Annotated in this window: 24 protein-coding genes and 1 pseudogene; 14 read left to right on the forward strand and 11 right to left on the reverse strand. The window is 46.9% G+C overall.

The features are described 5' to 3' along the window. Positions 1 to 136 precede the first annotated feature (136 nt). The 7 genes from ACJJIK_RS09150 to ACJJIK_RS09180 all read left to right on the forward strand — a co-directional run bounded on the left by ACJJIK_RS09150 (position 137) and on the right by ACJJIK_RS09180 (position 5950). On the forward strand, positions 137 to 730 hold the full coding sequence (locus ACJJIK_RS09150) for a DUF6940 family protein (protein ID WP_444944826.1): 594 nt from the start codon (positions 137 to 139) through the stop codon (positions 728 to 730). A gap of 449 nt (positions 731 to 1179) precedes the next feature. Next, positions 1180 to 1542 (forward strand): hypothetical protein, encoded by a 363-nt coding sequence (locus ACJJIK_RS09155; RefSeq protein ID WP_444944827.1) that lies wholly within the window; start codon positions 1180 to 1182, stop codon positions 1540 to 1542. A gap of 612 nt (positions 1543 to 2154) precedes the next feature. Then, the gene (locus ACJJIK_RS09160) at positions 2155 to 2748 is read left to right on the forward strand and encodes an HAD family hydrolase (protein ID WP_444944828.1); all 594 of its coding nucleotides are present in this window, start codon (positions 2155 to 2157) and stop codon (positions 2746 to 2748) included. A gap of 95 nt (positions 2749 to 2843) precedes the next feature. Then, positions 2844 to 3338: an AAA family ATPase gene (locus ACJJIK_RS09165; protein WP_444944829.1), complete on the forward strand. Its 495-nt coding sequence runs from the start codon at positions 2844 to 2846 to the stop codon at positions 3336 to 3338. Positions 3339 to 3629: 291 nt separating this feature from the next. Then, positions 3630 to 3998 (forward strand): VOC family protein, encoded by a 369-nt coding sequence (locus tag ACJJIK_RS09170; RefSeq protein ID WP_444944830.1) that lies wholly within the window; start codon positions 3630 to 3632, stop codon positions 3996 to 3998. 180 nt (positions 3999 to 4178) lie between these two features. Continuing rightward, positions 4179 to 4676: a DUF5071 domain-containing protein gene (locus ACJJIK_RS09175; protein WP_444944831.1), complete on the forward strand. Its 498-nt coding sequence runs from the start codon at positions 4179 to 4181 to the stop codon at positions 4674 to 4676. Between the two features lie 230 nt (positions 4677 to 4906). Continuing rightward, on the forward strand, positions 4907 to 5950 hold the full coding sequence (locus ACJJIK_RS09180) for an ABC transporter ATP-binding protein (RefSeq protein WP_444944832.1): 1044 nt from the start codon (positions 4907 to 4909) through the stop codon (positions 5948 to 5950). 4 nt (positions 5951 to 5954) lie between these two features. Here ACJJIK_RS09180 and ACJJIK_RS09185 read toward each other — a convergent pair whose 3' ends face one another. Next, positions 5955 to 7625, reverse strand: a complete 1671-nt coding sequence (locus tag ACJJIK_RS09185) for an ABC transporter permease (protein ID WP_444944833.1) — start codon at positions 7623 to 7625, stop codon at positions 5955 to 5957. Between the two features lie 124 nt (positions 7626 to 7749). After that, the gene (locus ACJJIK_RS09190; RefSeq protein ID WP_444944834.1) at positions 7750 to 8781 is read right to left on the reverse strand and encodes a Fe(3+) ABC transporter substrate-binding protein; all 1032 of its coding nucleotides are present in this window, start codon (positions 8779 to 8781) and stop codon (positions 7750 to 7752) included. 149 nt (positions 8782 to 8930) lie between these two features. On the opposite strand from ACJJIK_RS09190, the gene ACJJIK_RS09195 reads away from it, so the two are divergent. The 4 genes from ACJJIK_RS09195 to ACJJIK_RS09210 all read left to right on the forward strand — a co-directional run bounded on the left by ACJJIK_RS09195 (position 8931) and on the right by ACJJIK_RS09210 (position 11861). Beyond that, a complete protein-coding gene (locus ACJJIK_RS09195; RefSeq protein ID WP_444931966.1) occupies positions 8931 to 9329 on the forward strand; it encodes a hypothetical protein in 399 nt (132 codons plus the stop codon). Positions 9330 to 9431: 102 nt separating this feature from the next. After that, positions 9432 to 9698, forward strand: a complete 267-nt coding sequence (locus ACJJIK_RS09200) for a PepSY domain-containing protein (protein ID WP_444931967.1) — start codon at positions 9432 to 9434, stop codon at positions 9696 to 9698. 248 nt (positions 9699 to 9946) lie between these two features. Next, positions 9947 to 11392 (forward strand): coniferyl aldehyde dehydrogenase, encoded by a 1446-nt coding sequence (locus tag ACJJIK_RS09205; RefSeq protein WP_444931968.1) that lies wholly within the window; start codon positions 9947 to 9949, stop codon positions 11390 to 11392. 163 nt (positions 11393 to 11555) lie between these two features. Then, on the forward strand, positions 11556 to 11861 hold the full coding sequence (locus tag ACJJIK_RS09210) for a hypothetical protein (protein ID WP_444931969.1): 306 nt from the start codon (positions 11556 to 11558) through the stop codon (positions 11859 to 11861). A gap of 116 nt (positions 11862 to 11977) precedes the next feature. On the opposite strand, the gene ACJJIK_RS09215 is transcribed toward ACJJIK_RS09210, so the two are convergent. From ACJJIK_RS09215 to ACJJIK_RS09250, 8 genes are all read right to left on the reverse strand, one after another. Further along, complete coding sequence (locus ACJJIK_RS09215; protein WP_444944835.1) at positions 11978 to 12976, reverse strand: AraC family transcriptional regulator ligand-binding domain-containing protein; 999 nt, start codon at positions 12974 to 12976, stop codon at positions 11978 to 11980. An 18-nt stretch (positions 12977 to 12994) separates the two neighbouring features. Continuing rightward, positions 12995 to 13768, reverse strand: coding sequence for an SDR family NAD(P)-dependent oxidoreductase (locus ACJJIK_RS09220; protein ID WP_444944836.1), 774 nt, complete (start codon positions 13766 to 13768; stop codon positions 12995 to 12997). A 200-nt stretch (positions 13769 to 13968) separates the two neighbouring features. Then, positions 13969 to 15081: a serine hydrolase domain-containing protein gene (locus ACJJIK_RS09225; protein ID WP_444944837.1), complete on the reverse strand. Its 1113-nt coding sequence runs from the start codon at positions 15079 to 15081 to the stop codon at positions 13969 to 13971. 142 nt (positions 15082 to 15223) lie between these two features. Then, on the reverse strand, positions 15224 to 15640 hold the full coding sequence (locus ACJJIK_RS09230) for a PaaI family thioesterase (protein ID WP_444944838.1): 417 nt from the start codon (positions 15638 to 15640) through the stop codon (positions 15224 to 15226). A gap of 436 nt (positions 15641 to 16076) precedes the next feature. After that, the gene (locus tag ACJJIK_RS09235) at positions 16077 to 16313 is read right to left on the reverse strand and encodes a UPF0175 family protein (protein ID WP_444944839.1); all 237 of its coding nucleotides are present in this window, start codon (positions 16311 to 16313) and stop codon (positions 16077 to 16079) included. Positions 16314 to 16464: 151 nt separating this feature from the next. After that, positions 16465 to 16854, reverse strand: coding sequence for an NADAR family protein (locus ACJJIK_RS09240; RefSeq protein ID WP_444944840.1), 390 nt, complete (start codon positions 16852 to 16854; stop codon positions 16465 to 16467). 407 nt (positions 16855 to 17261) lie between these two features. Beyond that, entirely contained in the window at positions 17262 to 17420 is a 159-nt protein-coding gene (locus ACJJIK_RS09245) for a hypothetical protein (RefSeq protein WP_444944841.1), read from the reverse strand. Further along, positions 17356 to 17574: a phospholipase A gene (locus tag ACJJIK_RS09250; protein WP_444945050.1), complete on the reverse strand. Its 219-nt coding sequence runs from the start codon at positions 17572 to 17574 to the stop codon at positions 17356 to 17358. The genes ACJJIK_RS09245 and ACJJIK_RS09250 overlap by 65 nt, the downstream gene beginning before the upstream one ends. A gap of 881 nt (positions 17575 to 18455) precedes the next feature. Here ACJJIK_RS09250 and ACJJIK_RS09255 point away from each other — a divergent pair. Together ACJJIK_RS09255 and ACJJIK_RS09260 are read left to right on the forward strand one after the other, a co-directional pair. After that, entirely contained in the window at positions 18456 to 19880 is a 1425-nt protein-coding gene (locus tag ACJJIK_RS09255) for a hypothetical protein (RefSeq protein WP_444944842.1), read from the forward strand. A gap of 21 nt (positions 19881 to 19901) precedes the next feature. Then, positions 19902 to 21040 (forward strand): IS3 family transposase gene (locus ACJJIK_RS09260; RefSeq protein WP_444944843.1). Its coding sequence is split into 2 segments (ribosomal slippage): positions 19902 to 20151 and positions 20151 to 21040, totalling 1140 coding nucleotides; the frame shifts between segments, so codons are not numbered across the junction. A 200-nt stretch (positions 21041 to 21240) separates the two neighbouring features. Here the strand turns inward: ACJJIK_RS09260 and ACJJIK_RS09265 are convergent. Then, a pseudogene (locus tag ACJJIK_RS09265) lies at positions 21241 to 21387 on the reverse strand (phenylacetic acid degradation protein); the annotation flags it as partial. Positions 21388 to 21655: 268 nt separating this feature from the next. On the opposite strand from ACJJIK_RS09265, the gene ACJJIK_RS09270 reads away from it, so the two are divergent. Further along, entirely contained in the window at positions 21656 to 22681 is a 1026-nt protein-coding gene (locus ACJJIK_RS09270; protein WP_444944844.1) for an IS630 family transposase, read from the forward strand. The last annotated feature ends 86 nt before the right edge of the window (positions 22682 to 22767 follow it).

The raw sequence follows: 22767 nt of genomic DNA on the forward strand, positions 1-22767 counted from the left end.
TCTCTACCCAGCAGCATAAATGTACCTCACTAATTCGCCATCCACGCCTATCAAGTATATTGAACCGCTGATCCGCAGCTGGGGCGACCAAAATAAGATTTACCCGCCTAAAGCATAGCTATTAGGAAGAGATATTATGTGGAATTTAATAAAATCCGAAATCAGTAACGGATACCATTTTACAGTCAACGGGAATGATGGAGTTATATCTATCGGTGAAGCGCTTAAACTTCTCCGGGAAAACAAAGAGTTTCGAGAGTTTTTTATTTCATCACTTAGACTACTTCCATTTGATGCATATAGATGGGAAACACCAGGGTATACAAAAAATTCACTTAACAACAAATTTGAGTTTGTCGTACTCAATGCACCTACAATAATTCGCGATGCCGACCCTGCGCCATTTAACTCATATATCAGAGATGCTTCTGAGCCTGTAGTTTCCTTCCAGAGCCTAGGAAAAGACGCTCATCTTGTTGCACCTACATGTATAAAAGTTGACGCCAACTATTGTCATCTCGCATCATTTACAAATACAGCTCCTTTTCACCAGCAACATGCATTATGGAGTACTGTTGGCCGCATCGGTAGTGAATTAGCATCTGACAAGCCAGTTTGGTTAAGTACGGCGGGTCAAGGAGTTGCATGGTTACATATTCGCTTTGATTCCAGGCCTAAATATTATCATCATGTAGAGTACAAGGAGCTACCTAAATCGAGAAACCGGTAGCTTCTATCTACCGACTCATCCCCATTGTGTGAGCTCGCAATAATGGACAGTCACCTCCCCCCAATAAATTTCTGCACAAAGAAATATTATTTAAATGACTTTTCAAAGCACTACTACCTTCAATTCCATTTTTGTAAAGCAGAGTCAACTCAACGAAGTATTATCTAAATACAAATTGCTTCGCAAACGGCAAATTGAGAACGCGGTCAATGCCATGTAGCCTGTATATGAGTACACTCCGAAAGAAAAATCTCCCCCCCTAGGGGCAGCTTTTATTCAGCATTACAATTTGCCTCTACCAAAGGTATTAGAGCTACAAGTATAGAGATTAAAAATGATACAAGCACACAAATTGGCTGGCAATACCGCCGCGCACGCTATTTGGTCTGTTTCTGGAGGGGAAACCTTAATACACAGATCAAGATGGCAAGAGTTCGTTTAGTCGTATTATGTCTGAAGAACTTGAAGAATCGGTTGAAATAGGACAAAAGTGGCTCGAAGAAAATGAGCGCAATGCAAAGGATGCCGCCTTTGTTTTTGATGCGCGTATTCCATTAGAAGAAAAAAGGTATGATGCACTGATAATAGAGATTCGCTCTTATTGTTCGCCGCAATCAAAAGCTATTATCGGTGTCCCCTACAGCCCCGCAAGTGGCAGTGAAAAGTTTAGAGTGCATAAGCCTAAAATACTACTCTGGGAAGACTGCGAAGACTTTGACCTAAATGCTTGTATCAATGGTTTCTTTGACGGGGTTGATAGCCACGAACAAGGCGCCAAGATCTGGAATGACAGCTTGGATCAATCTGTGTAAAGCCTAAAAAACAAATGGGCGTGCCGCCATTCCAGCACGCCCAACATATAATTACGAAGACTTCCCGATAAAAGCAAGAATTATGAATACCTTTCGTAGCGCACTATTTAGTGCTGCATTACTCACCTGCATGCATTGCGCTTATGGAAACGAAATGGAACAACAAGATAAAGTCGAGCCTTGCCAGCTCGCCAGGACTGATACTTATATCAAAGGAAACCTCTATTGGATATAGCTAAATTTCAAAAAGACCTAACTCTTATTGAGCAGTCAAGCAAAGCTACAAGACCTTAGAAAACAGACAAGCATTAGCTCTGTCCGCACCTCTACCCCACCAGCTTTGACCTCGATTTCACCAAAAACATGACACCTGACAATACTCATCCTATATTCTTCATTGTCAGCATAGGATATAGTACCAATAGCTAAAGTATTAGACTTTTAAATTAACCGTATTCTCGCTATTGCAAGTGTATTTGGTCTCTTATTGTCAGAAATACTATTTTTTAGCTACACACGAGCAAATCCCGCCTGCAGCAAGTAAAGGCACCCGGCATCAAAACCTTTTTTTCTGACACAAACGCACTAAACATTAGAAGCCCACATTAAAACATGAACGAAAACATCGAACTATACCTATTTGATCTGGGTGGAGTCGTCATAGAGCTAGAGGGGACACCGCTACCAAATTTAGAGATGAATGCCTCTGCATGGCTTACATCTACCACAGCAAAGGAGTTCGAGCTTGGCCGCATCTCAAAACATCAATTTGCCGAGATTTTCAAAAAAGAGTATCGCATTGCCGAAACACCGAATGAAATTATCGAGCACTTTAGGAATTGGCCAAAAGGCTTCTACCCAGGAGCTATTGAACTCCTAAAAGAGCTTTCCTTAAAGTATCGTGTAGCAGCGCTATCAAATACTAATGAGATACACTGGCCCAGAATTATCGGTGAGTTTGGCGCATGTAATGTATTCGAGAAAATCATCGCTTCACATACAGTGGGCATAGCAAAGCCCGACCCCTCAATTTATCTTCACGCATTGAGTGAACTGAAAGTGCGCCCTGAAAACACAGTATTCATTGATGATAATGAGAGCAATGTAATTGCGGCCCAAAAAATCGGGATAAAAGCATATCTTGCCAAAGGATTTTCAGAAGTAGTGAGCCTGATATCCACTTTGGAGCAACTCTCCACTCAATAAAACCGGATACAACATAATACAGATACAGCAATAGCTCTCACAGCATAGAGCTGCGCCACATTCATCTACAATAGGCTTCACAAACAGAGATAAAAATGAGCAAGGGAGAGCTAGTATTTTTCTGCGGGAAGATGGGCGCAGGAAAATCCACAAAAGCAGGAGAAATCACTCATGGTGGAAGTGCAGTTTTGCTTTCCGAAGACGAGTGGCTTGAGTCTCTTTACCCTAACAAGATTAGATCACTGAACGACTACATCAAATACTCAAACCAACTTAAGCCTCAAATCAAAAAACTGGTTCAATCCATTTTGGCAGCCGGAACCAATGTTGTAATGGACTTCCCTGCGAACACTGTTTCACAGCGAAACTGGCTTCGAACAATTTACGCGGAAATTAGTGCGCCACACAAACTTATATATCTCGACACACCCAATGATATATGCCTTAGACAAGTTACCAAAAGAGCTGCCGAGAGGCCTGAGAGAGCGGCAACTGACACCAGGGAAATGTTTGCTGCGGTTACAAAATTTTTTGTCGCACCCACTCCGGATGAAGGCTTTAACACGATAACAATTGTGCGCGACACCTAACAAAAGCGAAGACTGGTAGTACTACCGTCTTATTTTAAGGCATGAAAATAAGGACTAATAAGGCTTCCCCAATAGCCCCGATCAATTTCCCCTTCTGAAAACCCCACCCTGCGGAGCTTTCAGAAGTATCACGAAGTTGTTTAAAGGGTTCACTTGGAAAGCTAAAAATTGGTATACTCGAAACTTTCCCGGTATCAGTTTCTGAGCTCAAAAAATAAAATACGACACACAAAGATACCCAGAGATATTTTTTAAGAACGGGATTTTCAGAAAAATAACAAAAGGAAAAGCATGAACGGACCAGCTAAATTTGGCGCAATCATATACGCAAGGAATATACAATCTCTATCCAGATTCTACCTGAAACTATTTGAATTATCCGTATTACACGAAACTGATGAACTGGTTAGCCTGGGGGGAGATGGATTCAATATTGTTGTGCATACCCCACCTATTGAGCTTCCTGAACGCAATTTTAATACGGTCAAAGTATTTATGGGCGTAGACAGCCTTGAAGATATAAAAAATCGGGTAGTGGCGTTAGGGGGCAGCACGCTGGAAGGTGAATGGTCAAATCCAGTTTTTAAGCTTTGTAATATCGCTGATCCCGAGGGGAATCACATTCAGCTTAGAGAGTTCACCCCAGCAAAAGCCCCTTAAGCATCACTCTTGGTACGGTCTCTACTGGATTCCCGGTACTTTGCTGTACTAAGGAACCTCTGAATGCCCCCGCAATATCTCTGCGAACCTTCAAGACTCGCCCTGTGGCGCCATCAGAGGTTCTCTGGCTATTTATTAGAGCATTAAGATTAGAATAGTTTACTAAAGGAAACCCACTCCATGACTTTGAGAATATCAGATAAATGCGATCAGCAATCAGTTGACGACATAATTGCTATTGGTTACCCCGAGAATTCTGAATACATACACGAACTGCTCTCTTGGACCTGTGACCCCAACTGGCCGATTGCCGGCTCAATTTATGAGTATTTTAGGGAGCTTGGAAAGCTTGAGCTCCGCAGCGTTTTACAAACAGCAGAAACCGCTGATCTTGACTGGAGGCATACCCTTATTACCCAAATCATATCCGAATACGACAAGGAAACCTTACATGAGTGTGTTGAATACTTAAAAAAATGGGCTGCTCAAACCGGCTCAGAAGAGTGTGATATCGAGTCGATTCGCATTCTAACGGAGAGAGAGCTCATTTCCACTCCAGAGATAGCACAATTAGCCAAAAGAAACTTATTTGTATATAACCTATGGATTAAAGAAACCTTTGAAGCTGCCGAAAAAGCGATCTACTACAACGTCCCTTTAAGTGAACACAAGCTATAAGCAGGCTAACAAAGCTGGTGTAGAGAAGTGTTTGTGTCACCGAAAGCACAGTTTTTTAACGGTAGGGGTTGTATCAGCGCTGGAAGTCGTTGCGGCATAAATTGCTACCAGTGCTGACTAACACTAGACATTTTGTTAAAAACCATTTTAACTCTAGCCTCCGTCGTCGCCTTCAATTTTACTTCCACAAGCTGTCTGACGTGCTGAGAACGCAAACTACTGGAAAATCTGTGCAATCCATACTCTGTGTCAATAATCTGCAATGCCGCTACGGTGATCAGGTTGTTATCGAATCCGTTTCCTTCGCCTTACAGGCCGGAGAAATTGCCTGTTTATTGGGCCCCAGCGGTTGTGGTAAGACAACACTGCTACACGCCATTGCCGGTTTTCAGCCGGTCACTGCGGGCAGTATTCAGCTGTCCGGGCAAGTAATTTCTGCCACTGACACACAGGTTCCAGCAGAACGGCGCAAAATTGGCGTGGTCTTTCAGGATTATGCCCTCTTCCCACACCTTACAGTTGCGCAGAATATTGCCTTCGGTCTCCAGTCGCTGCCAAAAAGTGAGCGGGATTCCCGCACTCATTCGCTACTTCAATTGGTGCGTCTGCAAGGCTTCGGGCAACAATACCCCCACCAGCTGTCCGGCGGGCAGCAGCAGCGTGTCGCTCTGGCACGAGCGCTGGCACCGCGCCCCAAGTTATTGTTGCTGGATGAACCCTTCTCCAACCTGGATACCGAGCTGCGCCGCAGTCTCGCTGCTGAGGTCCGCCGCATACTGCGCGAGGAAAACATCCCCGCAATTATTGTTACCCACGACCGCAACGAGGCCTTTATTGCCGGCGATAAGCTAGGAGTTCTCAGTCAGGGGCGGCTACAGCAGTGGGATAGCCCTCAGGACACTTACCAGAAGCCAAATAATTTGGCAGTTGCCAGGATTATCAGTGAGGGCAATATCCTTGCCGGCACTGTCGTCGGTAACAGCCTCGTCAGCACCCCTCTTGGTGAGGTGACGCTGCCGACAACTGCATGCACAGCGGGCGATAAACTCCAATTATTTGTGCGCAGTGAGGATATTTCCGCAGGCGAACACCCCAATGCCGTTATGGCCCGGGTTGTGGAAAAGAGTTTTCTCGGCCATCACGTAAACTATCGCTTTCAACTGGCCGAAGGAGAAACGATCGAGGCCGTCTTGAATAGCGATATTCAAGCGGCACCGGGTGATCAACTTCCCCTGCACCTCTCCTCCGCACTGGTATTTGACCAAGCTGGATAACGAGTTAGCTGGATTGGGGCGCTGCTGTGCGCTCCGCTCCTCTGCGCCAGCCAATGGAACGGCTCAACACAATCACCGGAATTAACCCCACCAGCACAATTAATAATGCTCCCAGGGCCGAGCGCTCCAGCATCTCATCGGAAGCAAACTGGTAAACATAGGTTGCCAGAGTGTCAAAACCGAAGGGGCGCAGCAGTAAAGTAGCCGGTAGTTCTTTCATGCAGTCCACAAAGACCACCAAACCACCGGTCAGCAGGCCGGTGCGCACCAGGGGAAAATGCACAGCCCATAGGGTTTGCCAGCTATTGCGCCCTAGTGAGCGGGCAGCCCTATCCATAGACGGGGTGACCTTCTCCAGGCTGGACTCAATTGCTCCTGTAGATACCGCCAGGAAGCGCACGGTGTAGGCAAAAATAATGGCAAAAATACTACCGCTTAGCAGGAGCCCCACGGAGATATCGAAGTGCTCGCGTAAAAAGTGGTCGACGGCATTATCAAAAGCAGCCAGGGGAATCAGGACGCCAATCGCCATTACCGCCCCGGGCATGGCATAACCCAGCTTGGAAAAGCCCACTAACAGCTGCACAGGCTTTTGCGGTTGCAGCCGCTTACCGTAGGCCAGCAATAAACCCAGCAATACCGAGACCAGTGCCGCAGCTGTAGACAGCAACAAACTATTACTGGCGATCTGCAAGAAATCTTCACTCCAATAGCTGGAAAAGTTACTGAGCGCATATCCCCCCAGAACCAGTAAGGGAATAAGGAAGCCACCGACGAATAGCAATGCGCAAAACAGCAGTGCTATAGCAGCCCGCCAGCCGCGCAACAAGTAGCGTTCACGCTGAGAATCTGGCGACTGCACAAAGTGCTTTTGCCGCGCTCGCCCAATGCGCTCCAGCGCAATTAACAGAACAACAAAAATCAGAGTGCTACAGGCAATTTGTGCCGCGCCCCCTAAATTACCCCGACTCAGCCAGGTATCGTAGATTCCGACACTTAAGGTGCGCACGGCAAAGAAATCGACGGTCCCGAAGTCATTCAGGGTTTCCATCAGCACCAGGGACAGGCCCACAGCAATCGCCGGGCGCGCCATCGGCAAAGATACCCGCAAAAAGCTCTGCCAGGGCGAGCAGCCCAAAGATCGACTGGCGGCGCGTATGCTGCCGCACTGCTCAAGAAAGGCCGCGCGCGCGAGCATATAGACGTAGGGGAAGAGTACCAGTGACAGCATGGCAATAGCCCCGCCCATACTGCGGATCTCCGGAAACCAGTAATCCCTGGCCGTCTGCCAACCAAACCAGGTGCGCAGAGACTTTTGTAGCGGGCCCGCGTACTCCAGCAGATCCGTATAGACGTAAGCAATCACGTAGGCGGGTACGGCAAACGGCAGTAACAGGGCCCACTCAAAAAAACGACGCCCGGGAAACTGACACATGCTCACCAACCAGGCACTGCCCACCCCAGCTATCAGGGTGGCCAAGCCCACACCTGCGGCCAAAATCAATGTGGCAGACACATAGTGAAACAGCACCGTATCCAGCAGGTGCGGCCAGATATTTTCTTCTGGGAAAAATGCCAACCAGAAAATGGACAGCACTGGCAGGGCTACCAGTAGGGAAATCGTGGCTACCAGTAGCAGCCAGCGGGAAGCTGAGAAATTCGCTCGGTTTAGCATGAGTACAGAAATCAAAAGCTCATTATAAAAGAACGGCCCAGGTCTCTCGACAGGGCCGCTCGAATAAGGCTGTAGAAAAGCGGCTACCGCTATACCGGGCAGCGATTCCCTCTAGTTAACCATTTTAAAAATCAAAGCGCACTTCATCCACCAGACGGGAAGCCGCCGGAACTTGCGAGCCGATTTCCGTGAGGCCCAGGTCATCCTCTTTAAACTCACCCATGTATTTTTTAATCAACGCAGAGCGGGCGGTGCCAGGGCGTACCGGGAACTCAAAGTTTTTCTCGGCGTATGTGTATTGCGCCTCGGCACCACTGAGGAATTCCAGCAGCTTAACGGCGTTGTCGCGGTTGGGAGCGTGCTTGGTCAGCGCCGCGCCGGAAATAAACATATGGGTCCCGCGATCCTGCTGGTTGGGGAAGACCAGGTTTACTGATTTAGCCCAATCCACCTGCTCCGGCTGCTCGGTATTGGTAATCATTTTGCCGAAGTAGTAGCTGTTGCCCAGGGAGAGGTCACAGACACCCTCGCTGATAGCTTTTACTTGGGCGCGATCATTGCCCTGGGGCTTGCGCGCCAAGTTCGCTTTTACGCCTTGCAACCACTCTTTGGTCTCCGCTTCACCGTGATGAGTGATCATTGAGGCGATCAGGGACAGGGTGTAGGGATGCTTGCCACTGCGAGTACAGATTCGGCCCTTCCATTTGGGGTCCACCAGATCTTCGTAGCGGGTAATTTCACCGGGCTTGACTCGATCTTTAGAGGCGTAAATCAAGCGCGCACGGGTTGTCAGACCAAACCAGTTGCCGTCCTTATCGCGAAATTGCGCCGGGATATTGTCTTGCAGAATCTCACTGTTTACCGGTTGTGTCAGCTGCTTGTTCAGCAGGTCCATCAGGCTGCTGGTATTGGAGGTCAGCACCAGGTCGGCGGGGCTGTTGCGCCCTTCCCTCTGCAAGCGCTCGTTCAAGCCTTTACTGGCGTAGACCACCTTGGCCTCAATGCCGGTTGTCTCGGTGAATTCCTTCAAGATTGGCTCTATCAGGAAAGGCTGTCGGTAGGAGTAAATATTGACCTGCTCGGCCGCATTGGCACCCACAGTACCCAGCAGACCGGCCACAGCCAGCACTTTTTGCAATAGAGCTCTGGTAGACATTATCGTTGATCACCCTCATTTTAAACGAGAAGTATTCTCATTTGATTTAATCGCAATGTCAATAAAAATACATATGACTCCAACGCCAGAGCAGAGTCGCGAATTTCCTCCTATGCTTGGACTTGAAACTCACACCGATTAGAGGCCCTATGTATCGCTTTGGCCCTTCAATAGTACTGCTTCTCGCCCTCTGTGGTTGCGAGGGTCCCAGAGATTCCAAGGCACCTGCACCCCCTCCCGCCGATGCGGCGGCCACCCGTGCAATGAAAGAGCCTATCGCCCCTCCCGACAACTTGGGGGAGGTCGACACTGCGATCATCTGCACCCCCCAGTGGTTTACCCAAGTTCAGCAGCAGATCCTTGCGCAACACAGCCGAGCTATGGCCGAGCTGTACCCCTCCGGAATGCCCGCTACCGGCAGCGGGGAGTGGTTCTCGGCTATCAGCCAACTCAGCGGCGCAAACACCGAGGGCTTACAACCCGGGGGAATGGCCTGGTGTGAGGCTATCCAAAAACGTCTTAGCCAGGACAGCGCTAGCCCCGAGTAACAAACTCTGTCCCCCCCCCACTGAGATAGCGATAAATAGATAGGCATCAGAGCACCCGACTAAAGGGGGATTTGTTTCACAGAACAGCGAGGTAATTGCACCATGCAACCTATTCGCAAGCTGTTGCTGGCCATTATCGCCGCCACAGCAGCACCCTGCGCACTCGCCGATGAAAAGCCCCCACCCGGCGCTATGGCCCTCTCCACTGTGTTAACCAAATTGGAACAGCGGGGCTATACCCCAATCGTTGAGGTGGATCTGGACAAGGGCAAGTGGAAGGTAGCAGCCTTCAAGACGGGCCAGAAGTACCAGCTGCTGGTAGACCCAAACTCTGCCGAGATTTTATCGGAAAAGCCCGATAGCGATTGACGCTTGCAGCTCCCTCCCAGTCCGGCCGGTGGATACAGCCGACCCCAAAATCGATTCACTTCTCATATATTGATGTAATCTGCGCCATAAATGCCCTGGCAAAACAAACTCGACCATCCCCCGGATAAAATTTGCTCTCCAGACATCAAAGGGATTTACCGAATTGGATAAGTCCCTGACGGGATTGGTCAACCACTCCGCAGCAATTTCGTTTAGTCTTGCTGGGGTCAACGCCACAGGATAATAAAATGACAACACAAACCCTGACTCGGCAGGATGCAGACAAAGCCGTACTGCAAAGCTATTACGACAATCAACGCCGCGCCTACCTGGCCAACCCAGCCCCCAACTACCCACAGCGTATCCAGGATCTTAAAACCCTTGCACAGCTCCTGCGCGATCAGCAGGAAGCCATTATCCAGGCAATCATTAACGACTACGGCAGTCGCGCCCGGGAAGAAATACTGCTCTATGATATTTACCCAGCTCTCTCCGGAATTAAAGAGACTATCAAGCGCCTAAAGAAATGGATGAAGCCCAGCCGTCGACATACAGATTTTAAGTCCTACCCGCTGTCCAAGAATCGGGTTATCCCACAGCCCCTGGGGATAATTGGCGTCATAGTACCGTGGAACTTCCCGGTAAACTTAAGCTTCTCACCGCTGACCAGTATTTTCGCTGCGGGCAACCAGGCGATGGTCAAGATGTCCACCAATTCCAAGCACCTGGCCAAATTACTCAGGAGCATTAGCCAGCAGTATTTCCCCGAGGAAAAACTTGTTTTTATTGCCGATACCGATGAAATAGGCCCGCTGTTTTCCAGCCTTAAGTTTGACCACCTGATCTTTACCGGCTCCAGTAATACCGGTCGCGCAGTAATGCGCTCCGCCGCAGAAAATCTAACGCCCGTCACCCTGGAGCTCGGCGGAAAATCGCCGGCCATTGTCGCGCCGGATTACCCCATCCAAAAAGCGGCCGAGCAACTGATTTGCTGGAAATTAGTCAACGCCGGGCAGATCTGTGTCAATGTGGATTATCTCTTTTTACCCGAAGAGCACCTTGAAACGTTTATCGAGCAGGCCAAACTCTGTGTGCAAAAGCGTTACCCCAATTTCAACAACCAGGATTACACCTCCATTATCGATGACAACGCTTATCAACGGCTCTGGGCAACGCTGGATGATGCCAAGGCCAAAGGCGCCAAAGCGATCGATTTGAGTGCGGGCAAACTGGACAGGGAGAATAAACAGCGTAAATTCCCCCCGCATATCCTTATCAATGTGGATAGTGATATGCTGGCAATGCAACGGGAAATTTTTGGCCCTCTATTACCGATTATCACCTACTCCAAACCGGACGAGGTTATCGAATATATTAATGCCCGGCCGAGGCCACTGGCCATTTATCCCTATACCCACGATAAAACCCTACAAGATTTGTATATCGATAAAGTGATGTCTGGGGGCGTCTCTGTAAATAATTGTGTGCTGCACGTTGGCCAGCACGATATTCCATTTGGTGGTGTAGGTGAAAGTGGTATGGGGCATTACCACGGTTACGAGGGATTTCTAACGTTTTCTAAACTGCGCCCCATTTTTTACCAGGGACCCATTGATCTACTGAAATTACTGCGTCCCCCTTATGGCAAAGTCGCAGAGCGTGTTATCAATTTTATGCTAAAGCTCACTCGCTGATGTCCTAAGCCCCCACATCATAGCAGTCCGGTAACCTCTGTTACCGGACTATGCACCGCTACAGCAGCTCCCTGATCAAGCCAAAATTACTGCGCTGCACTGGCGCTGCGATAATCCCTGGTCCAAACTATCACTATGGCTTGTTAGCAGTTGGGAGCCGTAGATGATTTTTCTTACCGCCATAGCTTTAGTTGGCAACCTTACCAATCCCATCCCCCCCGGTCTCAACCCCAATGCACCCGCTCCCATCTACGACAGCCCCGACGTCTATGGTGCAGAGCCCTCGGTCATCGCCCTAGATTTATCTACGATTAAAGCAATACTGCACGGTCTGGGATTTAATCCTATCACCGAGATCGAGTTTGTCGGCGGGCGCTGGAAAGTCCGGGCAATCTATGGCGGAGAGCTAAGGGCATTAGAGGTCAATCCCGATAATGGGATTATTATTGCTGACTGGCCAGCCAATTAAGCGAAAATTGATTCGCAGGGGATATTTACCCCTTACTATGGCAACCCGTTTTATCCGCAAAGCGTTACGGGGAAAGCCGATTAATTTAAAACCGCCGCACACCGTTTAAGGACTCCTTAGTGAATGGAGTCCCGGTATTGTAGCGGTGTCATTCCTTTCCAACCCCGGTAGGCCCGAATAAAGGAGTTGGGCTCCTTAAAACCCAGCAGAAAGGAAATCTCCCCCAGGTGAAGGCTCGACTTGGCCAGGTAGTGATCGGCTAAATTTGATCTCACCCCCTGCAACACCGTTTGAAAGGTCTGCTCCTCCTCGCCCAGTTTGCGCTGCAAGGTTCTCTTACTGATCGCCAGACGCTCAGAGACAGCGTCGATTGAACTCTCGCCAGCTGGCAATAACTCCATCAACACAGAGCCGACCCGCTCTCCCATGGTGGCTTCACTCTTCAGGTCTTTTAGCTGCTGGCTCAATTGACCTTCAAAAAAATCCCACATAGATACATTGGCAGTCAGGAAGGGTTTTTGGGCATCTTGCGCCGCGAAACAAATTCTTACCCGATCCGACTGTTTCAGTGAGCAACCCAAAAACTCCCTATAAGGCGCTTGATCTTCCGGTAACTGTGGTAACGCCAATTCCAGCGGCTGGATTTTTTCCCGGGTTCCCAACCGCGCTAAACGGATATAAAAGATTAACTCACTCAAACCCAGAGCGGCGGGGATATTTCCATCACTGCCATAGCACTCTAAATTGAGCTTTGTATACTCTTCGGTAATATCCAAATGTAATTCCATTGGGCCAATCAAGGGCTTGTACTGCTGTATGCGCAGTAATGCCTGATTTAGGTTGGCACTGCACAAGCTCGCAAATACCGGCGGATCAAAAGACTCAGCGGTAAGGTGCTCTGCCAAGAGCAGCGGTAGCGGTCTATCCGTTGAAGCCCAATCAATACCACACCAAAAGCGGAAGTACTCCACCGGTGTAAGTGTCACAGAGTCTCGCTGCAATAAATCCGCAGGCAGCCCCGCATAAGCTAGAGCCAGGGCTGAATCGATATTCATATCGTGCAATATCAACTTCCAACTGGGAGGTACCGAAAATTTAGCAGCGCGTTTGATCATTACTAGGTCCACTTGCGATCAAGACTTTTCCATTGTCTGACGGGAAAACTTCAGCACCATTCTACGGGGCAGCAACGGCATTATCCAATTGAGAAATACTTTAAGGCGCATCTCATTAAAGGCGACCAAGTCCCCGCGCTCCATAGCCAGGTAACCGCAACGGGCAACGGACTCCGCTGAACGGGCATTTTTCCAGATATCCACCCCCTGAAGATCGCCAGCTGCCACAAACCCTGTGGCTACGGCGCCGGGACACAAGGCGGTGACTGTTACGCCGGTCCCCTGCAACTCTTCCGCTAACGCCTGGCTAAAGGAAGTGACATAGGCTTTAGTGGCATAGTAAACCGCTTGTAAAGGGCCGGGGAGAAAAGAAACGCTGGATGAAACATTGAGGATACGCCCGCTATTGCGGCCAACCATACCTTTGATATACAGATGGGTAAGATTGGTGAGGGAAACCATATTCACCTGCATCATACCCTGCTCAGCTTCCAAAGCTCGCTGATGGAAAAGACCGTGACCACCAAAGCCCGCATTGTTGATCAGGATATCCACCTCTATGCCCTCGCGCTGGGTACATGCAAACACTCTCTGTGCGGACAGTGGGTCAGAAAGGTCTTCAGCAATAACCATGGCCTGGATACCAAACTCCCTCTCCAGCTGCTGTTTCAGCGCTAAGAGCTTCCCTTCAGATCGCGCGACCAAAACCAAGTTGCCGCCTTTAGCCGCGTGTATTCTGGCCAGTTCAAGACCAATCCCCCCGGAAGCTCCGGTAATGAGTGCCGTTTCCATTAGTCTGTCTCTCAAGTATGAATCTTGAGGCCAGTATATGATCAGAAGGCGCCACCCAAGAATCCGATGGTGCCAAGTGGCTATCCAATCATGTCACTATTGATAAGTAGATCGCGGCCACTCACGGTGACCTGCGCCTAACATCTGTAGTCTTCAAGGCCCTTGCAGAATTATTCAGAAGTTCTTTAGGTAAGAACTGACTACTCTCTAAGAGCCCGACTTCTTTCCAACCCTTTAGCCCCTAAAACAATTTCCTTTAACTCAAAAGTTAAATCTCTTATTGGGAAGGGGCGAATATTGGCCAGCACAATAATCGTAATATTATCTTCCGTATAACGGTGGAAATTTGACAAAAACCCATCCATTGAGCCCCCGTGACGTATAAGAGTTCCATAATCATCCTCTGACTTACTGCGCTGATACTCTCGGATTCTGAAGCCATAGCCATAGTTGCCAAAAGATTCACCCTCCCCAGAAAACAATTTATCTCTGCTTGCTTTAGATAAGAAACCTGTGTCGTATAGTGACTGCTGCCAAATATAGAGATCCTCAACAGTTGAGTACACATCTCCAGAGCCCAGTGCATATGAAACTATATTTTCATCCCACCCAATTCCAAAGAGATTTTTCCGATAGCCATTTGCTCTATTACCTGGCGTGTTGCTCAGTCTTTCTACACCCGTATCGTTCATGTTTAGCGGTGCAAAGATTAAATCTTTAGTGGCTTGCGCATAACTTTTCCCTGTGACATTTTCAATGGCAATAGCCGCCAAGTGATAGTTTAGGTTTGAGTATTGATATTGAGAACCAGGAGTAAAAGACCGCCGAGATTTATTTATTATTGCCAATATTTCATCAGAGGTTACATCTTTATATTCAAAACTGACCAATCTTTCCAGATGCTGAGGCAATCCCGACTGGTGCTTCATCAACAGATGTAAAGTTAGGCCATCTGCAAGCTCACGCTTTAAATTTGGAATATACTCTATGATAGGCGCATGTAAATTGAGCTTCTTTTGCTCAACCAACTTCATGACTGCAACCGCAGTTATAGATTTTGCCAACGAACCAATCAAGAATTTCTTGTCAGTTGTATTTCTGTTTTCGTTAGACAAGTCTGCATAGCCATACGCTGCTTTAAAAAAGACTTCATCATCTTTTGCAATAAGGATTACACCTTGAAAATTTTCTCTATCAACATACTCTCGAACATGCCCATCTAACTGCCCCACCAACGCCACCTTTGACTCTGAATAGCCAAGTGGAACAAAACCAACAAGAAGCACAAAAAATAGAGTAACTTTATTTATCATATTTACCTCCCTATAAAAAGACAGAGCCAACATTCAGCAACCTGCCCCCTCAGAGCCTAAAAATTATCTTTTTTACGCCCATAACGCCAAATCCGACACGACTATTTCAAGGAAATCATCTTAAATAGCCTTAATTCCATTATTATGATGACTGCTCTTTTATCAAAGCGGTAGCCGTCGCCCGGGCAATCAACTTATTTTTTTGATAAAGCTCACCCTCCAGATAGCAAACGGCTGCCCCTTTAGAAACAACTCTTCCAATGCCCTCAACTGAACCGATCATGGCGGGGCGAATAAATTGCGTTTTCAGCTCCAATGTTGGAGCAAACTGACCAACTGATAGCGAAAAAACAAGTGCCGCCCCCATTACATCGTCGAGCATTGCACATAGAAATCCACCCTGTATTGTTCCGGCAGGGTTTAAAAACGACTCTCCGGCATAAAAGCGAGCTTTCATTTCCATTGTTTCACGTGAATAGTTTATCAGCTCAAATCCCAGAGTTTGCGCACCTTCAGGTATAGGCAGGTCCCCAGACTTAACCTTTTCATAGATATCCATATTCCATCACAGACTTTATCTCTCTTCTAGAACCTATTACAAAACCCTAAAGAAATCCAAACAACGATACCCGCTCGAAGCCCTCCACCCTGCACACTATCTGCCTCAACTTTATAGCACATTAACTTAGCAATAACAGCCTGCACTTATCACTTATATATTCAGAGCTGAAATTACCACATTAGGATCGCTGCTTTTCTGAAAGCGGTTTTACTATTCGCACCTCACTAGCTCCCTGCACTGGCCATACATACTTGAGCACAAATGGAGAATAATTTTTCAATACTTTTTATACCGGCATACTGAAAGCCGCCTAGGGCTGGGCACACCCATTTCAAAATTGGAATCTGGCATTATCACAGTTAGCAATATCACTTTGATTGAATAGAAAATAGATTATCACAATCGCATCACCCACAACCCCTGAATTTCCCACTTAAAAATCCTTCAAATTATCAAGATCCTCCTTCAAATCCCCTTCATCATAATTAACAAACTGCCCATACTTTTTCAATAATCCATGAAATTCCACCTCTGAAGAACCTAGCATCTTCCCACCTTGAACACCATTTATCCGTTCCAACTTATACAAAGATACAGCCAAAACCTCCAAAATCTCCCTTTCACCAAGCCCCAAGCACTTAAAAACCTCATCATTTATATCTAACTTCATAGGCCCCACCTAAAAATTGTTGACTTTAAATTGACACCTGAAACTGCATTAAAATTCCAGCGTCAAGTTGATTGAAGAGCGTACGGACATAAGGATTTTACCCAGTAAATTTTGCCCCCGCCAATTAGCCTCATCCAGAATTTCATCGGAGTCAGAACTCCAACCTACCCCCCCAAACAAGATCATAAGGGGAGGCCTCCGCCAAAATCTTATCACCGGTATCTATTAACCGTTCGGCCAAATCAATATGCTGAGTAAACTTTAAGTAATTACCGTACCAAACAATACCAACCTTATGAAGATTCCAAACACTGGAATTGTACCCAGCAACATCTCGTCCCAGCCGCTGCTGAACCTCTGGATCAGCCTCCAAAAGAATTCTTTCTGAAATCTTTAAATCACCGAACAGTATCGCTTTCTTATACATCATATACTGTTCACAGCAATTAAACTTAACGCCATCTGGATCAGTAATATCTCTTTTGGTCCACTGCCCAAATTGATGCTTCCAGAAAAAATAGTACTTATCTGTTTCCCTCATACCACCTCTTACGATCTGTGAGTCGCACTTGATCAACTGAATGTATATTGATCTACCATTACACTAAAGCTTCTTTCCTATGCCCACCTCTGTAACGCCAGCCACAGCAACCGAGTGCCGCACAAACTCATCAGGAACCTTATTAGCTAAACGCCTTGAAAAAGGCCCTACCCCTCCCAGAATCAGGCTTGAGACTAAGAAATTCAATAGCAATACATCATAGAGATTATCAGTCTCTCGATATTGGCTCAAACCCCTATTAAGCCGAGTATTTCCTGTAGAGTAACCGCCCTTCTTCACCAAATCAATTTCATAAACACAGACACCTGTCCAACTTCGATAAAGATAAAAGCGCCCAGCATAAAATAGCCACCTCACTTCTCATCCATATTTCCCGCAGCCAGCCCCTACTGCAATTGTTTATATTCATCATGTGAAAAATGGCGGTGATATTCAATCAGCTCACTTTTCTTGGAGAGCGTCTTGGCCCTGGAAAATTCATCACTGCTCATCACCAGCCTGCCTTCGATAAGTAGATCGCGGCGAGCCGCGCCTAATATCGACAACCGTCAAGCCCCACATCAACTCTACTGCACCGTAGTTGTCAGAGCGGAGGTTGTTACGCAGCACCAGCGCAAATGTATGATCGCCATCTCGGTAACAGCCACCAAACTCAAAGTGCCCCAGGTAGTATTCTATTAGGCAGCGCTTGTGCAGGATTTATGGACTCTCCTCCGCACCGCTAAGAAATGTGGCATCAAGCAGTCTTTCCGTATGGGCCTGTGGAGAGGGTACGACTAAAGCAATAGAAGAAAATAGTGTGAGCCCGGACAAATACTTCTTATTACGTAGGACAAATTTCTCCCCCCAGCTATCTATTAGGTACTGAGAGCAAGCTTATTCCAAAGGACGTTAAAAGCCCCTCTACAGAACAACCCAGAAAGCTCCTGATTAAATAAGTCTTTTCTTACTAGATAGACTGACCAGCCTCTCAAGCTGATTTTAGCGAAAGGAGCGCTAAAGTGTTGCGACCAAGGGGCCTTTAGACTGGCAAGAAATAGCGGCCAATTTCCGCTAGCGCTCTATTAGATTTTCCTGCCTAGCTAATGATAAGGCCGCCGGGTAGGCAAGGGACATTAAGAGCACTCTATTTAGTGACAGGGCAATAATTTCCCTCCAAACTTCTTTACTAGCTTTTCTAAACTTCCTTCTTATAGCTACACGCCCATTTATAGTTGATGCTTACCAAGAGTAATTGACCCGCTTATACGCAGCAACTTGAGAATAGTTCTAAATATTCAGCAGTTCATTATCACCTGCAAACTAACGTCAATATACCTCACCCTGAGAACCTTTAGAGATGGAAGCGATGCCACCAATCCATTGTTGCTGCCCCCATTTTTACCTGGGTCAGCACTTGGAATGGTAGATTTAAAATTTCCATAATGGAATATTTAAGGCGCCTCCGAATAACTCCTTTAGCAGCAATACACTGTGCTGCTGTCGCAGACAATAATGTCAGTGACATATCCCAGCAGGGTACCCTAAACACGGCCCTAACTGACCAGTCTGACCCTACAGTTAGTGGAAACTACATAATTGTGACCCAAGAAGGCAGCGGCAATCTCTCAGGGGCTGAACAGGTAACCAGCACTACCAACAGCACGATCACACACATACAAATTGATGATAATAATGAAGCACTTTCTGCACAGGAAGCTATTACCAACAACGGCACCCTACTGATTAACCAGCAGGGGGATATGAATGAAGCCGAATCCATTCAGACAGACGATATAGAGTCCTCAGAAATCACTATAAACCAGAGCGGCGACTCAAATGCCGCTCTTTCTATCCAAGAGACAGAGGTTACTCTCAGCCAGACCCTAGTGACTCAAGTGGGAGATCTGAACACGGTGGGAACTATGCAGGATGAGACCATCGAAAATAGCTCCATTATAGTGAATCAATCGGGGGAGGATAATGACTTTGATTCCAGGCAACGAAACCAGATTGCGACCAGCACTGTTACTTCCAGCCAGGTGGGATTATTAAATACCGCTGAGCTGGATCAGATGGATAGCATAGACTCCAGCGTAATCATTCTTAACCAAGATGGTGATATAAACGAGGTATACGCACAGCAAGTGTTTACGATCTCCTCCAGCAGCATGGTCGTCAATCAGGTTGGCGATGACAACACCGTAGATATGGACCAGTTCAATACAGTTTCTTCAGCAGTCAGCGCTGTCAATCAGCTTGGCTCATCTAATGATGCGAATATAATTCAGAGCACTGAAATTTCTTTTAGTACCATCACGATTGTTCAGTCCGGTATGAATAATGATGTCGAGGCCGATCAAACTAGTGAGGTTACCGACAGCACTATCGCTATTCACCAATACAACACGGATAATAGCGCAACCGCAGAGCAAACGGATTTGGTTTCCCTCAGCTCAATTATTATCTCGCAGACCGGTGATATGAATGATACTGAAGTGGTTCAAGAGGAAGAGGTTTCTTCAACAGCGGCCACGGTTACACAAGCTGGCAGTATGAATTTCGCCAGTATCGACCAGAATTTCCTGATCGATTCATCCAGCGCTATTGTGGGCCAATCTGGAGACAGCAATAACGCACAAATTACGCAAATAGATGGCTTGATTTCATTCAGTACTATTACCATCAGTCAAGTTGGCACGAATAATATGGCGGATACTGAACAGGATGGCCTTATCAGCAACAGCTTTATTAATATCGCTCAGTCAGGCACGGATAACAGCGCAGATATAGCGCAAGATACATTGGTAGACGCCAGCAGCGTAACTGCGCTACAGACTGGCACGCAAAATTCGCTGACGGTATTACAGATGGATCTAATGTCATCTAATATTTCTATCACCCAGAACGGGGATATGAACACTGCCGACACCACGCAATTCAATGACTTCCAAACCGCTTCCGCAACCCAATTAGGTACAGGCTGTAGTGGTCTAATACTTCCGGACACTTCGCTAAGATGGTAAAACTACCAAGTGAGGTGACGTATGACAACAAAAGGTACACGCCGGCAATTCAAGCCGGAGTTCAAGAAAGACGCTGTAGCTCTTGTCTCTGAACAAGGCTATTCGATTTCTAAGGCCGCAGAGGCTGTAGGAACCACTGCTAATAACTTGCGACGCTGGGTAAAGGAGCTGAAGCAGGAAGAGAGCGGAGTAAGATTGGATACAGGCGAGCGCGCTGAATTGGATCGGTTGCGACGTGAAAACAAACGCTTGCGGATGGAAAAGGAAATCCTAAAAAAGGCCAGCGCCTTCTTTGCGAAAGAAATGAAGTAAAGTACAGCTTTATCAAAGAGCAGAAAAGTAGCTTTCCAGTTAGGATGCTTTGCCGAGCAATGCAGGTAAAAAAGAGCAGCTATTACGATTGGTGCCATCGCAGTGATAGCTCAATAGATAGCCAAACATGGCAACTATGCCATCGCTTGAAGGCCTTATTTGCAGAATCTCGACAGAGCTTGGGAAGCCGCCGACTAATGAAGCTATTACGCAGAGAAGGCTTTAAAATTGGGCGCTATCGAGTCCGAAAGCTAATGAAAAAGCTAGGTTTGGCAGTAAAACGCAAGAAGCGTTTTACGTTGACGACAGATAGCAAACACCAACTGCCCATTGCAGAGAACCTTCTGAATAGGGATTTTTCGCCGAGTGCTAAAAATCAAGTTTGGGCTACGGATATTACATACATCTGGACGCTACAGGGATGGTTGTACTTGGCGATAGTGATTGATCTCTATTCACGCCGGATAGTTGGTTGGCACCTGGATCGCCAGATGGAAACAGCTTTGGCGAGTCGTGCGCTGATGATGGCTGTCAATTTACGCACACCACCGCAAGGCCTTCTACACCACTCTGATCGAGGCAGTCAGTATGCCAGCCATACCTATCAGGCGTTGCTGAAGGAGCATGGAATGGTATGTTCAATGAGCCGTAAAGGAAATTGCTGGGACAACGCACCAACAGAACGGTTTTTTAGCAGCCTGAAGCGAGATTGGCTAACGGGAAATCTCTATGAAACAAGGGTGGACGCGACAGCAGATGTGAGAGCCTATATTGCTTATTACAACTCACGCAGAATACACACAACATTGGGGGATGTAACCCCTATCGAATTTGAGAAATGTGCTTAAAGAGGTGTCCGGTTGGAGTTGACCACAACAGGCAATACTGGAATAATCCTACAGTAATTTCGAAATTGACCGGTACTTACAGCTAAAAATCTGGAATCTTTCACGGGGATTCCAGATTTTTTTCTAACCTTTAAACGCGGTAATTCAGATACACTCCGACGACTGCCAGCTGCGCAAATAGCACAGGGTCCATCAAGAAATTACGATAATTTCTCTTTTATCAAGGTAGTCGCCGTTGCCCTCGCAATAAGTTTCCCCTCTTGAAGAAGCTCTCCTTCCAGAAAGCAGACAGTTCCACCTCTATATACAACTCTGCCAATCCCCTCAAGTGGCCCCACTTTAGCTGGGCGAACAAATTGAGTTTAGGGAGCCTCTGAATAACTTATCAACTCAAATCCCAGAATTTTCGCACACTCAGGTACTGTAGGCCTCTCGACTCGACCATTTCGTAGATATCCATATTTCCTCACCGAGTTCATTCTATGCTTGCTATTCAATTCACCATCACCTGCCAGCCCCGCTCCACTCGATGTTGTTGCTTCCCTGTATCACACCAAGTTCCAGCAGCTACTAGCGGGACAGAAATAATCCGTACACTCTGGTAATATAAGCTGCATGAAATACGATGCCAGAAAACTTAGTACTGAGGAGCAGCACCTCATACGTAAAATTGCTGTTCAGCGAGTATTTGATGGAGAATCTGCGGCGGAGGTTAGTCGTAGTTTAGGGCTGAGGAGCAGAACTATTTTTCCATGGTTAAGGACTGCTCGTGAGAAAGGTATTGAAGCGCTATCTCCAAAAATTAGACCTGGACGCGGTAGAAAACTGTCAGCCATTGAAGAAGAGGAAGTCAAGCGATGGATTATTGGTGGCGATCCAAGGCAATATGGCTTTGACTTCGGATTGTGGACACGTCAGGTCGTATCGGATTTGATTTTTGAGAGATTCAAGATTGAACTTAGCGTTTCTAGTGTCGGCACACTTCTACATCGACTGGGCCTGACGCCACAAAAGCCTCTACGAAGAGCTTATGAGAGAGATGAGAAGGCGGTGAATAAATGGGTAAAGGAAGTTTACCCAAAGATTAAATCTTATGCGAAAAAAACTGGGGCAGAAATTTTTTGGCTGGACGAGGCTAGTATCAGATCAGACGATCCACTCCAAAGGACATGGGGAGAAAAAGGAAAAACTCCAGTGGTAAAAACGAGTGGTCAAAGACAGTCAATCAATGCGATCTCAGCTTTATCGAACAGAGGTGGCTTCTGGTATCATATTTATAGCGGAAAGTTCACGGCAGAAAAGTGCGTAGAATGTTTCAAAAATTTCCAGAGAAGTCAGAAAAGGCCAGTGATTCTCATTGTTGATGGGCACCCAGTACACAAATCGAAAAAGGTATTGGAGTATGTCGATTCACAGGATGGAAAGCTTGAAATGGTGTTCTTACCGCCATATGCACCAGACCTAAATCCAGATGAATTGGTCTGGAATCATATGAGAAATATAGGGACCTCAAAGAAGCCGCTGAAAAAAGGTGAGACACTACTGAGTCGTGCAAATGCAGATTTGCAGAGCATCAAGAAAAATAGAAATCTTGTGAAATCATTTTTTCAAGAGTCGACTGTATTGTTTGCTGCTGCCTAGGTAGTAAGTGCTCTCAACCACGTCAATAGACACCTTGAAAGAAACTACCTTTAGTAAATCACTTTCCCCAAGGCAAAAAAAGCCCC

The sequence above is a fragment of the Microbulbifer regidiadema (SeqCode) genome (genome assembly GCF_052466995.1).